Source organism: Streptomyces sp. NPDC051315 (genome assembly GCF_044455165.1).
GTDB lineage: Bacteria > Actinomycetota > Actinomycetes > Streptomycetales > Streptomycetaceae > Streptomyces.
In genome coordinates this window covers 325,539-338,345 of sequence record NZ_JBITEN010000004.1, presented here as the reverse complement: position 1 = coordinate 338,345, position 12,807 = coordinate 325,539, and the positions used below count along the sequence as shown (strand labels likewise).

Annotated in this window: 10 protein-coding genes and 1 pseudogene; 6 read left to right on the top strand and 5 right to left on the bottom strand. The window is 73.6% G+C overall.

Going from position 1 to position 12,807, the window contains the following annotated elements:
- Positions 1-69: 69 nt before the first annotated feature.
- Positions 70-660, bottom strand: a pseudogene (locus tag ACIBBD_RS10690) (HdeD family acid-resistance protein); the annotation flags it as partial.
- A gap of 319 nt (positions 661-979) precedes the next feature.
- On the opposite strand from ACIBBD_RS10690, the gene ACIBBD_RS10685 reads away from it, so the two are divergent.
- Complete coding sequence (locus tag ACIBBD_RS10685; protein ID WP_399418961.1) at positions 980-1,729, top strand: enoyl-CoA hydratase/isomerase family protein; 750 nt, start codon at positions 980-982, stop codon at positions 1,727-1,729.
- Here the strand turns inward: ACIBBD_RS10685 and ACIBBD_RS10680 are convergent.
- Both ACIBBD_RS10680 and ACIBBD_RS10675 read right to left on the bottom strand, forming a co-directional pair.
- Positions 1,716-2,351 (bottom strand): DJ-1/PfpI family protein, encoded by a 636-nt coding sequence (locus ACIBBD_RS10680; protein ID WP_399418960.1) that lies wholly within the window; start codon positions 2,349-2,351, stop codon positions 1,716-1,718. The two genes, ACIBBD_RS10685 and ACIBBD_RS10680, sit on opposite strands and share 14 nt — an antisense overlap.
- 20 nt (positions 2,352-2,371) lie before the next feature.
- Positions 2,372-3,331: a GlxA family transcriptional regulator gene (locus tag ACIBBD_RS10675; protein WP_399418959.1), complete on the bottom strand. Its 960-nt coding sequence runs from the start codon at positions 3,329-3,331 to the stop codon at positions 2,372-2,374.
- A gap of 152 nt (positions 3,332-3,483) precedes the next feature.
- Between ACIBBD_RS10675 and ACIBBD_RS10670 the strand changes: the two genes are divergently transcribed.
- The 4 genes from ACIBBD_RS10670 to ACIBBD_RS10655 all read left to right on the top strand — a co-directional run bounded on the left by ACIBBD_RS10670 (position 3,484) and on the right by ACIBBD_RS10655 (position 7,408).
- Positions 3,484-3,615 (top strand): LPFR motif small protein, encoded by a 132-nt coding sequence (locus ACIBBD_RS10670; protein ID WP_399418958.1) that lies wholly within the window; start codon positions 3,484-3,486, stop codon positions 3,613-3,615.
- 137 nt (positions 3,616-3,752) lie between these two features.
- Positions 3,753-6,152, top strand: a complete 2,400-nt coding sequence (locus tag ACIBBD_RS10665; RefSeq protein ID WP_399418957.1) for a Tex family protein — start codon at positions 3,753-3,755, stop codon at positions 6,150-6,152.
- 62 nt (positions 6,153-6,214) lie between these two features.
- Complete coding sequence (locus ACIBBD_RS10660; RefSeq protein WP_399418956.1) at positions 6,215-6,781, top strand: putative glycolipid-binding domain-containing protein; 567 nt, start codon at positions 6,215-6,217, stop codon at positions 6,779-6,781.
- Positions 6,782-6,823: 42 nt separating this feature from the next.
- Positions 6,824-7,408, top strand: coding sequence for a DinB family protein (locus tag ACIBBD_RS10655; RefSeq protein ID WP_399418955.1), 585 nt, complete (start codon positions 6,824-6,826; stop codon positions 7,406-7,408).
- 400 nt (positions 7,409-7,808) lie between these two features.
- Here ACIBBD_RS10655 and ACIBBD_RS10650 read toward each other — a convergent pair whose 3' ends face one another.
- Positions 7,809-9,449, bottom strand: a complete 1,641-nt coding sequence (locus ACIBBD_RS10650) for an ABC-F family ATP-binding cassette domain-containing protein (RefSeq protein WP_399418954.1) — start codon at positions 9,447-9,449, stop codon at positions 7,809-7,811.
- 96 nt (positions 9,450-9,545) lie between these two features.
- Here ACIBBD_RS10650 and ACIBBD_RS10645 point away from each other — a divergent pair, with 96 nt between their 5' ends.
- Positions 9,546-10,505, top strand: a complete 960-nt coding sequence (locus ACIBBD_RS10645) for an NAD(P)/FAD-dependent oxidoreductase (RefSeq protein ID WP_399419104.1) — start codon at positions 9,546-9,548, stop codon at positions 10,503-10,505.
- A gap of 271 nt (positions 10,506-10,776) precedes the next feature.
- Here the strand turns inward: ACIBBD_RS10645 and ACIBBD_RS10640 are convergent, their stop codons facing one another.
- Complete coding sequence (locus ACIBBD_RS10640; RefSeq protein ID WP_399418953.1) at positions 10,777-12,726, bottom strand: Xaa-Pro dipeptidyl-peptidase; 1,950 nt, start codon at positions 12,724-12,726, stop codon at positions 10,777-10,779.
- Positions 12,727-12,807: the final 81 nt, after the last annotated feature.

The window sequence follows — 12,807 nt, the reverse complement described above, 5'->3', positions numbered from 1 at the left end:
CTTCGCGCCACCTTCGCGCATTATTCGGGTTGTACGGGTTTGGCGTGACGCTCGCCCGATTCGTCCCCCCGGTGCGCTCTCCCCGGCCAGTCGCTCGGAGACCAGTCCGACGATGCGCCGGCCGCCGAACCCGGAGGCGATCAGCCCCAGGCCGTCGAAGAGGAGCGCGAGGGAGAGGAAGCAGCCGATGACGTACTGACTGCTGCTCGGCCGGTCGACCAGCACCAGGATGCCCAGCAGCAGGTCGAAGGCGCCCAGCAGCAACGTCCAGCCGAACTGCGAGCCACGCACGACCAGGCTGCCGACCAGCCGGAAGAGGCCGCCGGTGAGGAAGAGGAGGGCGGCGAACATGGCGAGCGCGGCGGCGTCCGCGTCGGGCCTGCCGATCACGACCACGCCGGCGGCGATGTTCAGGGAGGCGACGATGACGCCGAGCCAGAAGAAGTGGGTGCCGCGCGCCTGGACCGCGTGCAGCAGGCCGACGACGCCGCCGATCAGCAGCAGCCAGCCGAACAGGAGCATCGAGGTCAGGGTGGCGACGCCGGTGTGGACGAGACCCACGAGCCCGGCGACGACCAGGATCACCCCGAGGACCGCGAGCCAGCCGAACCCCCGCTGGAGCTTCGCCGCCTCGCCCCGCGGGTGGGTGGACGTGACCATGGACGCCTCCTCGGGTCGCTTCCCCTTTTCCCACCCCACCTCTCATCCCTTCTGCCCTCGACGCTTCCGTCGATGTTTCCTCCGGCGACGCGGTCGCTGCCTTCTCCGTGGCCGGGTCGCCGCCTTCTCGGTGCTTCCGGTCACTGCCTTCCGGTGCTTCCGGTCACTGCTTTCCGGTGCTTCCGTCGTCGCCTTCCGGTGCTTGCGGCCGGTACCTCTCGGTGCTTCCGTCGTCGCCTCTCGATGGTTCGGCCGGTTCGGGGGCGCTCAGGCGGAGGCGGTCGATCACGCGCGCGGGCGGCCGGTTAGCATCCGGCCCATGGAGCCCGAGCTGCTGTACGGCGTCACCGACGCGGTCGCCACCGTCGTCCTGCACCACCCGGCCAAGCGCAACGCCATGACGGCCGAGATGTGGCGGGCGCTTCCGCCGTTGCTGGACGAGCTGGCCGCCGACCCGGGCGTCCGGGCACTCGTGCTGACCGGTGCGGGGGGCACCTTCTGCGCGGGGGCCGACATCTCCACCCTCCGGGGATCGCCCGACGAGGCGCAGGGGTTGGCGGGGCGCGCCGAGGAGGCCCTCGCCGCGTTTCCGAAGCCGACGCTGGCGGCGGTGAAGGGACACTGCGTGGGCGGTGGCGCGCAGCTCGCGGCCGCCTGCGATCTGCGGTTCGCCGAGGAGGGCGCGCTGTTCGGGGTGACACCGGCGAAGCTCGGGATCGTCTATCCCTCCTCCGCGACCCGGCGGCTGGTGGCGCTGGTGGGGCCGGCCACCGCCAAGTACCTTCTGTTCTCGGGCGAGTTGATCGGCACCGAGCGGGCACTGCGCACGGGGCTGGTCGACGAGGTGCTGCCGGCCGGGGAACTCGACGGCCGGGTGGCGGAGTTCACGCGCGTGCTGGTGTCCCGCTCGCAGCTGACGCAGGCCGCCGCGAAGGAGTTCGCGAACGGCCGCACCGACCGGGACGCCCACTGGACCGCTCAGGCCCGCGGCAGCGGCGACACCGCGGAGGGCGTCGCCGCGTTCCTGGAGCGCAGGGAGCCGCGCTTCACCTGGACTACGTCAGGATGAAGCGGCTGCGCTCCCGCAGCATGTCGACGAGGTGGCCGGGCGCCTTCTGCGGGGAGCCCGCGTCGTAGGGCGGTTGCGGGTCGTACTCCGTGCCGAGCTGCACGGCCTGTGCGAGGTCGTCGCCCGCGATCCGGCCGAGCAGGGTGAGCGCCATGTCGATACCGGAGGACACGCCGGCCGCGGTCACGTACTTGCCGTCGACGACGACCCGTTCGCCGGTGGGCTCGACGCCGAAGGGCCGGAGCTGGTCGAGGGCCAGCCAGTGCGAGGTGGCACGGCGCCCCTCGAGCAGACCCGCGGCGGCGAGCAGCAGCGACCCGCTGCACACGGAGGTCGTCCAGGTGCTGGTGGCGTCGGCGGCGCGCAGCCAGTCCAGGAGGACCTCGTCCTCCATCAGCGCGTGCTGGCCGGGTCCGCCGGAGACGACCACGACGTCGGGGCGCGGCACCTCCGCCAGCGCCTTGTCGGCGGTGAGGGCGAGAGCCCCGGTCTCGGTGCGGACGGGGCCGCGCTCCCTGGCCACGAAGACGGTCTCCGCGTCCGGCATGCGGGAGAGGATCTCGTACGGGCCGACGGCGTCGAGGGCGGTGAAACGGTCGTAGACGACGAGTGCGATCTGCATGGTCTTCCTTCCGGTGGGTGTCAGTGGACGGGCGCGGGGCGGAACCGGCGCCGGTACTCGGCCGGGCCCGTGCCGAGGGCCCGGAGGAAGGCGCGGCGCATGGCCTCGGGCGTGCCGTAGCCGCTTGCCCGGGAGATCTCCTCGACACCGTCCGCGGTGTCCTCCAGGAGCCGGCGGGCGTGTTCGAGGCGGACGCGGTCGACGTAGCGGCCGGGCGTGGTGCCGGTCTCGGCGCGGAAGGCCCGGGCGAAGTGACGGGGCGACAGACGGGCGCGGGCGGCGAGGGTCTCGACGCTCAGGTCGGCGGCGGGATGCTCGGTGATCCACTGCTGGACGTCGCGCAGGGGTTCCCGCCGGGCCGTCTGGGCGGCGAGCTGGGCACTGAACTGGGCCTGGTTGCCGGGCCTGCGCAGGAAGACGACCAGGTGACGGGCGACGGTGAGCGCCACCTCCCGGCCCAGGTCCTCCTCGACCAGGGCCAGCGCGAGGTCGATGCCCGAGGTGACGCCCGCCGACGTCGACACGTGCCCGTCCCGTACGTAGATGGGGTCGGCGTCGACCTCGACGGCGGGGTGGTCGCGGGCCAGGGTGGCGCAGTACGCCCAGTGGGTCGTGGCGCGGCGGCCGTCCAGCAGCCCCGCCCGGGCCAGCAGGATCGCGCCGGTGCACACGGAGACCAGGCGCTCGGCGCGCGACCCCCGCGCGCGCACCCATTCGACCAGGCGCGGGTCCGGACGACGGGTCCCCTGGCCGCCCGGGACGAGCAGGGTGTGCGGGCGGTGCGTGTCGGTGAGGGGTCCGTCGGGGACGAGGGCGAGGCCGCTGGAGGTGCGTACCGCCGCGCCGTCCAGGGAGGCGGTGACGATGCGGTACGTGCCCGGGACGGCCTTCTCGGCTCCCGTGAAGACCTCCACCGGCCCGGTGACGTCGAGGCTCTGGACGCCGTCGAAGAGGACGACGAGGACGGTTCGCTGCGCCATGCGGTCGATTCTTGGCCCCTCGTGAGGGGGCCGCAATGACCTTCTCCCCACCTTTCCTGCCACGCCGTTCGCGGTCGGCGGGCATGCCCGGGCGTCGGCGAGGTACCCGTGCGCTCCCGGCCGTGGTGGCCGGGAGAGGAAAGGAGAGTCACGTGTTCCGTGCGATCGCAGACGTACTGCGGCAGGTCGGTGGCGCCCTCGCCACCGTGGTGACCCTGCCCTTCCGGGCCCTGGCCCGGCTCTTCGGCGGCGCCTCGGCCTCCACGCGGCACGGCAGGGCCTGACCCGCGGGCCCGGGCCGCCGGGAGGCGAGGCCCCCGCCGCCTCCCCGGCCCGCCCGGGAATCCGCCCTGGTCCCTGAGTGCCGGTGCCGCCTGCCACAATTGCCGCGCAACCTCAGTGGAGAAGGCGGTACGGGATCGTGACGACACCCGGGTCCATCGAAGTAGGGTCCATCGAAGGCAGGATCGCCGAGGAACTCGGCGTACGGGAGCGGCAGGTGAAGGCCGCCGTGGAGCTGCTCGACGGCGGTTCGACGGTGCCTTTCATCGCCCGCTACCGCAAGGAAGCGACCGAGATGCTCGACGACGCGCAGCTGCGCACGATCGAGGAGCGGCTGCGCTATCTGCGGGAGCTGGAGGAGCGCCGGGCGGCGATCCTGGAGTCCGTGCGCGAGCAGGGCAAGCTCACCGGCGAGTTGGAGGCGCAGATCCGCGGCGCCGAGACCAAGGCGCGGCTCGAGGACATCTACCTGCCGTACAAGCCGAAGCGGCGGACCAAGGCGCAGATCGCGCGGGAAGCCGGTCTGGAGCCGCTCGCCGACGGGCTGCTCGGCGACCCGGGGGTGGAGCCGCTCGCGGCGGCGGCCGCCTTCGTCGACGCCGACAAGGGCGTCGCCGATCCGCAGGCCGCGCTGGACGGCGCGCGGGCGATCCTCACCGAGCGGTTCTCGGAGGACGCCGACCTGATCGGTGAGCTGCGCGAGCGGATGTGGGTGCGCGGGCGCCTCGCCGCCAAGGTGCGGGAGGGCAAGGAGGAGGCCGGCGCGAAGTTCGCCGACTACTTCGACTTCGCCGAGCCGTTCACCGAGCTGCCCTCGCACCGCATCCTGGCGATGCTGCGCGGTGAGAAGGAGGAGGTCCTCGACCTCGTCCTGGAGCCGGAGGAGCCGACCGACGGACCCTCGTCGTACGAGGGGATGGTCGCCCACCGGTTCGGCATCGCCGACCGCGGCCGCCCGGCCGACAAGTGGCTGACCGACACGGTCCGCTGGGCCTGGCGGACCCGGATCCTCGTGCACCTCGGCATCGACCTGCGGCTCCGGCTGCGTACGGCCGCCGAGGACGAGGCGGTCAACGTGTTCGCGGCGAACCTGCGGGACCTGCTGCTGGCCGCCCCGGCGGGCACCCGCGCGACGCTGGGCCTGGACCCCGGCTTCCGTACGGGCGTGAAGGTGGCCGTCGTGGACGCGACCGGCAAGGTGGTCGCCACCGACGTGATCTACCCGCACGTCCCGGCGAACAAGTGGGACGAGGCGATCGCCAAGCTGGCCCGGCTGGCCGAGGAGCACGCGGTCGAGCTGATCGCGATCGGCAACGGCACCGCGTCCCGCGAGACCGACAAGCTCGCCGGTGACCTCATCACCCGGCACCCGGAGCTGAAGCTCACCAAGGTGATGGTGTCCGAGGCCGGCGCCTCGGTGTACTCGGCCTCCGCCTTCGCCTCGCAGGAGCTGCCCGACATGGACGTGTCGCTGCGCGGAGCGGTCTCCATCGCCCGCCGGCTGCAGGACCCGCTCGCCGAGCTCGTCAAGATCGACCCGAAGTCGATCGGTGTCGGCCAGTACCAGCACGACCTGTCCGAGGTGAAGCTGTCGCGCTCACTGGACGCGGTGGTGGAGGACTGTGTGAACGGCGTCGGTGTCGACGTCAACACCGCCTCGGCCCCGCTGCTCGCCCGCGTGTCCGGCATCAGTTCCGGCCTCGCGGAGAACATCGTGGCGCACCGCGACGCCAACGGGCCGTTCAGGTCCCGCTCGGAGCTGAAGAAGGTGCCGCGGCTCGGCCCCAAGGCGTACGAGCAGTGCGCGGGCTTCCTGCGGATCCGCGGCGGCGTCGACCCTCTGGACGCCTCCAGCGTGCACCCCGAGGCCTATCCGGTGGTGCGGCGGATGGTGAAGACCTCCGGGCAGGAGGTGGCCGCGCTCATCGGCAACACCTCGGTGCTGCGCTCGCTGCGGCCGGACGACTTCGTGGACGAGACGTTCGGTCTGCCGACCGTCACCGACATCCTCAAGGAGCTGGAGAAGCCCGGGCGCGACCCGCGGCCCGCGTTCCGGACGGCCACCTTCAAGGAGGGCGTGGAGAAGATCTCCGACCTGTCGTCCGGGATGGTCCTGGAGGGCGTCGTGACGAACGTGGCCGCCTTCGGCGCCTTCGTCGACGTCGGCGTCCACCAGGACGGTCTGGTGCACGTCTCCGCGATGTCGAGGACGTTCGTCAAGGACCCCCGGGACGTGGTGAAGCCCGGAGACATCGTCAAGGTGAAGGTCCTGGACGTCGACATCCCGCGCAAGCGGATCTCGCTGACGCTCCGGCTGGACGACGAGGCGGCCCCGAAGGGCGGCCCCTCCGACGAGGGCCGGCCGCAGCGCGGTGGCGGGCGTCCGCCGCAGCAGCGCCGGCAGTCCGGCTCCGGCCAGCGCGGCGGGGGCGGTCAGCGGGGCGGCAACGCGCGCCAGGCCCCGGCGCCGGCGAACAGCGCGATGGCCGACGCGCTGCGCCGGGCGGGGCTGCTCGACCCGAAGAAGGGCCGCGGCTGAGGAAGACCGGGCCCGGTTCCGGCGGAGCGCCGGAACCGGGCCACCGCTCGTACAGTGACGGAATGAGCACTTCGCGTGTCCTGACGTGGGACGTCACGGCGAGCAGGGGCTACGAGACCGCGTGGGCCGAGTGCGGCGAGGGTGAACTGCGGGTGCGCGGCCGGGCGGTCGGGACGGTGCCCGAGCCCTACTGGGTGACGTACGAACTCGACACCGCCGACGGGTTCGTGACCCGGCGGCTGCGGGTCACGGTCGACACCGCCGAGCGGACGAGATCGCTCGATCTGCGGCACGACGGGCGGGGCGCGTGGACGGCCGACGGGGAGCGCCTGCCCGGTTTCGAGGGCGCCGTCGACTGTGATCTGGGGCTGTGCCCGCTCACCAACACCATGCCGGTCCTGCGGCACGGACTGCACCGGGGGCCGGGCGAGCGGCGGTTCCTGATGGCCTGGGTGTCCGTGCCGGAGTTGACCGTGCGGCCGTCGTGGCAGACGTACACGTATCTCGGCGCGGCCGGGCGGGGCGGCGGCCTGGTCCGGTTCGTGTCCGGGGCGTTCCGCGCCGAGATCGAGTTCGACCGGGACGGGTACGTCGTCGACTACCCGGGGCTGGCGTCGCGGCGTGCCTGAAATCGCCTGCCCAGAAGATCATCCGGCCGTCAGACTGGCCGTATGAGCGGATCGGATCCCAAGGCCGGCCTCCTGACCTGTCTTCAGGACGCCCGCGACGCGCTGGTGTGGAAGCTCGACGGGCTGTCGGAGTACGACGTACGGCGGCCCGTGACGCCGACCGGCACGAACCTGCTGGGGCTGGTCAAGCACCTGGCCGGGGCGGAGGCGCTGTACTTCGGGGCGACCTACGGGCGGCCGTTCGCGGGGACCCCGCTGTGGATCACGGGGGACGCGGAGCCCAACGCCGACCTGTGGGCGCGGCCCGACGAGACGCGGGAGGAGATCGTCGGGCTGTACCGGAAGGCCTGCGCGCACGCGGACGAGACGATCGCGGCGCTGCCGCTGGACGCGGTCGGCCGGCTGCCCGGGGACGAGGGGGCCGAGCTGACGCTGCATCACAGCCTCGCCCACATGATCGCCGAGACACAGCGGCACGCCGGGCACGCCGACATCGTCCGGGAGTTGCTCGACGGGGCGACGGGACAGCGGCCGGGCGGCGTCAACACGCCCGACGGCGACGCGGTGTGGTGGAAGGCACACCGCGAGCGCGTCGAGCGGGCGGCCAGGGAGGCGGGCGGGGTCTAGGCAGTGTCTCGTGGATCGTGCCGGGGGCGCGGGCCTGCCTCTGGCGGGCGCCTCCGCCGCGTCGTCGTCGGTTGCCGACTCCCCCACGGTCGGCTGCGCTCGCGCCGGAGGGCCCCCTGTCCCGTCGACACCCTCCTCCGCCGTGCGGGGGCACGCACCGGGCCCCGCTCGGCCCGGCCGAGCAGCACCCTCACTCGAAGCCGGCCTGATCCACGGGACACCCCCCTAGGCCCTGTCGTCACATTCCCGTCTGCCCCGCGACGCCATGCACGCACTCTCGCCCCACCGGGCCCAGACCCGAGTACATCCAGTACGAGGGTCAGGGCCCGGCACACCGAGAGCACGCACCTGACGCCGCAGGGCCGCCCTTCGGGCGACGACGGGAATGTGACGACAGGGCCTAGCGTTCGGTCACCTTGCCGTCGGCGACCTCCAGGCGGCGGGTGACGCGGACCGCGTCCAGCATGCGGCGGTCGTGGGTGACCAGGAGCAGGGTGCCCTCGTAGGCGTCGAGGGCCGACTCCAGCTGCTCGATGGCCGGCAGGTCGAGGTGGTTGGTCGGCTCGTCGAGGACGAGGAGGTTGACGCCGCGTCCCTGGAGCAGCGCGAGGGCGGCGCGGGTGCGTTCGCCGGGTGACAGGGTGGCCGCCGGGCGCAGCACGTGGTCCGCCTTCAGCCCGAACTTGGCCAGGAGGGTGCGCACCTCGGCCGGTTCGGTGTCCGGGACGGCCGCGCCGAAGGCGTCGAGCAGTGCCTCGGGACCGTGGAACAGCTCACGCGCCTGGTCGACCTCGCCGACCAGGACGCCCGAACCGAGGGCCGCATGGCCGGCGTCCAGCGGAACACGGCCCAGGAGCGCGCCCAGCAGCGTCGACTTGCCGGTGCCGTTCGCACCGGTGACCGCGACCCGGTCGGCCCAGTCGATCTGCAGCGACACCGGTCCGAGCGTGAAGTCGCCGCGCCGCACCTCGGCGTCCCGGAGGGTGGCCACGACCGCGCCGGAGCGCGGGGCGGCCGCGATCTCCATGCGCAGCTCCCACTCCTTGCGCGGCTCCTCGACGACCTCCAGACGCTCGATCATGCGCTGCGTCTGCCGGGCCTTCGCGGCCTGCTTCTCGCTGGCCTCGCTGCGGAACTTGCGGCCGATCTTGTCGTTGTCGTTGGCCGCCTTGCGGCGCGCGTTCTTCACGCCCTTGTCCATCCAGGCGCGCTGCATCTGCGCGCGGTCCTGGAGGGCGGCCCTCTTGTCGGCGTACTCCTCGTAGTCCTCGCGGGCGTGCCGGCGGGCGACCTCGCGTTCCTCCAGGTAGGCGCCGTAACCGCCGCCGTAGAGGTTGATCTGCCGCTGCGCGAGGTCGAGTTCGAGGACCTTGGTGACGGTGCGGGTGAGGAACTCGCGGTCGTGGCTGACGACGACGGTGCCGGCCCGCAGGCCGGTCACGAAGCGTTCCAGGCGCTCCAGGCCGTCGAGGTCGAGGTCGTTGGTGGGCTCGTCGAGGAGGAAGACGTCGTAGCGGGAGAGCAGCAGGGAGGCGAGGCCGGCCCGGGCGGCCTGGCCGCCGGAGAGCGACGTCATCGGCTGGTCGAGGTCCACGCCGAGACCGAGGGAGTCGGCGACCTCCTCCGCGCGCTCGTCGAGGTCGGCGCCGCCGAGATCCAGCCAGCGCTCCAGGCTCGTCGCGTACGCGTCGTCGGCACCCGGCGCGCCGTCGACCAGCGCCTGCGTGGCCTCGTCCATCGCGCGCTGCGCCTCGGCGACGCCGGTACGGCGGGCGAGGAACTCCCGCACTCTCTCACCCGGGCGGCGCTCCGGCTCCTGGGGCAGGTGGCCGACGGTCGCGGTCGGCGGGGAGAGCCTGAGCTCCCCCTCCTCCGGCGCGGTGAGGCCGGCGAGCAGCCTCAGCAGCGTGGACTTGCCCGCGCCGTTGGCTCCGACCAGCCCGATCACGTCCCCGGGGGCGACGACGAGGTCCAGCCCGGAGAAGAGGGAGCGGTCGCCGTGCCCGGCGGCGAGGTTCTTGGCGACGAGGGTGGCGGTCACAGACGGAGGATCCTAGTCGGCCCCCGGTGCCCGGGTCGCGCCGGTTGCGCCCCGTCGCCGCCCGCCGGGAGGATCGGCTACCGTCCGGACGTGGACATGCGGGGAAACGGCGAGGTCGTCGTGGTCGGCGCCGGGGTCATCGGGCTGGCGACGGCGGTCGTCCTGGCCGAGCGGGGCCGCCGGGTACGGGTGTGGACTCGGGAGCCGGTCGAGCGGACCACCTCGGCCGTCGCGGGCGCGCTGTGGTGGCCGTACCACGTCGAGCCGATGGCGTCGGCCCGGGTGTGGGCGCTGCGCTCGCTGGAGGTGTACGGGGCCCTGGCCGAGCGGCCCGGGGAGACCGGTGTGCGCCTGGTCGAGGGCGTCCTGGGAGGGACGGACCCGGCCGGCGTCGAGAGCTGGACGGCCGGGCGGCTGACCGGGCTGCGCCGGGCGACGGCGCGGGAGTACCCCGCCGGGACCGGCACCTGGGCGCGCCTGCCGCTGATCGACATGACGGTCCATCTGCCGTGGCTGCGGGAGCGGCTGCTGCGTGCGGGCGGCACGGTCGAGGAGCGCACCGTGACCGAGCTGGCCGAGGCGGACGCGCCGGTCGTCGTCAACTGCGCGGGCCTGGGCGCCCGCGACCTGGCCGGGGACGCGTCGGTACGGCCCCAGCGGGGACAGCTGGTCGTCGTGGAGAACCCGGGGATCGACACCTGGCTCGTCTCCGCCGGCCCGGACGACGAACCGGCCTACCTCTTCCCGCAGCCGGGGCGGCTGCTGCTGGGCGGCACCGCGGAGGACGACGCGTGGTCACTGGAGCCGGACCCCGCGGTCGCCCAGGCGATCGTCCGGCGCTGTGCCGCGCTGCGGCCGGAGGTCGCCGGGGCGCGGGTCCTGGAACACCGGGTGGGGCTGCGTCCGGTACGGGACGCGGTGCGGCTGGAGCGGGGAGTGCTGCCGGACGGGCGGACGGTCGTGCATCACTACGGGCACGGCGGGGGCGGAGTGACCGTGGCCTGGGGCTGTGCGGAGGAAGCGGCCGACCTGGTGGCTGCGGCGGACTCCCCGTAGCGGCTCTCGTCCGGGATCCGGACCGGTCGGGCCGGAGGTCCGGACCGACAGGGTGACGGGATGCGGACCGGTGGGTCATCGGGTCCGGAGCGGTGGGTTCACAGACCTGGACCGGCAGGTTCTCTGGGCCCGCACCGGCCGGATCGCTGAGTGCTGACCGGCCGGGGGGGGGGGGGCCCCCCCCCCCCCCCCCCCCCCCCCCCCCCCCCCCCCCCCCCCCCCCCCCCCCCCCCCCCCCCCCCCCCCCCCCCCCCCAGGCTCCGGTCAGGGCTCACGGGACGCGGTACGGCTCCCGCGGTGCCCGTACGCCGTCCCGTGGGGCCGCCTCGGGGGTCACCGCCGCCGCGTGGCCGGCCGTGGCGTGCGCGAAGGCCGGGGCGCCGCCGACCAGCGGGACGCGGGCCGAGGTCCGGGAGAGGTCCAGGGTGAGGGTCGGGGTGTCGGCGGGCGGGTCGATCAGGTCCCTGTCGGTCCCGGCGACGATCAGGGCCAGGCGGTGGCCCTTGGGTACGACGTGGTCGGTGGCCGCCAGGTCGAGGGTGATCCTGTACGCCTTGCCCGGCGTGAGCGGGGCGCCCTTGCCGGCGTCTGCGTGGGTGCCGAGGTCGGCCCAGCCGCGGCTGACGACCGTGTGGTCCACCTCGGTGGTCGCGGCCCTGGTCTCCTTGAAGCAGGCGCTGTCGCCGGTGGTGCTCGCGCCCCAGCAGGTGCGGTCGGTGAGGGTGGTGATGCCCTCGCCGCTCGCCGCGTAGTCACGGATGGTGTCGGGGCCGAGGTCGACCAGGACGGCGGTCAGATGGGCCGTCGCGGTGGTGGGCGTGGCGGTGACCGTCACCCGCGAGGAGCCGGACAGGCGCAGGTCGCGGGCGAGGGGCCCGGTCACGAAGCCGGCCTTGCCGGGGGTCGGGGTGTCGACGGCCGCGGCCCAGTCGGTCTCGCCCAGCCGGGGGTCGTCGGTGAAGGCCGCGGTGCCGGTGCCCGGGCGCAGGCCGAGGGTGCCGACGCCCGCCTGTTCGCCGGCGGCCGGGCGCAGGGTCGCCGTCCGCGTGCCCTTCGGCGGCCAGACCGCGGAGGTCACCCACTGGTCGGGGTGGCGTTCGATGTCGGCCATGGGCTCGCGGTCGATGCCGTTGTCGTGGCCGAGGAGTTCGTGGTCGAACCAGCGGTGCAGGGTCTCGACCCAGGCGGCGCGACGGAAGTCGAAGGGGTCGACGTGGCCGGTCTGGGAGAGCCAGATCTTGCGCTCGACGCCGTTCTGCGCCAGGGCGTCCCACCACTGGCCGACGTGCTTCATCCGGACGTTGAGGTCCTGCAGGCCGTGGACGAGGAAGACGCTCGCCCGCACCTTGCTCGCGTCCTCGACGTAGTCGCGCTCGGTCCACAGACCGGTCCAATCACCGGTGCGCGGGGCCCCCTCGACGAGTTTCCGCTGGACGGCGGCGCACCTGGCGCGGGCGTCGGGGCTGTTCACGTAGTGCGACAGCCAGTCGGGGCCGGAGTCGTACAGCGGGGCGCCCTGCTGGAAGTAGTAGTCGTACCAGGAGGAGATGGCGCTGATCGGGACGATGGTCCTCAGGCCCTTCACGCCGGTGGCGGCGACACCGTTGGCGATGGTGCCGTCCCAGCTCTTGCCGATCATGCCGGTGCGGCCGTTGGTCCAGTCCGCCTCGGTGGTGGTGGTGCCGGTGCGGGTCGTGTACGCCGTGGCACGGCCGTTGAGCCAGTCGACGACGGCCTTCGCGGAGAGGACGTCGGAGCGGCCGCCGACGTCGACACAGCCGTCGGAGCGGTTGGTGCCGGCCAGGTCGACACCGACGACGGCGTAGCCGCGGGGGACAAAGTAGTTGTCGTAGAACAGCGGCATCTGCTCGACGCGGCCCTGCGCGTCGTACGTCTTCCGCTGGCTCTCGTTGCCGCGTCCGCAGCAGGAGTAGTAGGGGCTGGCGTCCATGATGACGGGCACCTTGCGGCCCTGTTCGGCGGGTTCGCGGGGGCGGACGATGTCGACGGCGACCCGATCGGTCCTGCCGTCGCCGTCGCCGTCGAGGCGGGTGTCCACCCAGACGGCCTCGCGGACGGCGTTGTCGTAGGAGTGGACGGGCCTGCTCTCGCGCGGGGTGGTGGCGTGGGCCGCTGCCGGGGTGAGGAGGGCGGCCACCAGGGCGGTGACGGCGGCGGTCGCGAGCGGTCTCCAGATCGTGAAGCGCGTGCGTGTCGGCATGCGCGGGACGGTACAGCGGCCAACTCCCTTACAGAAGAGGGCGATTGCGCGTCGCCTGTGGCCGGAAGACGTCCATGGTTC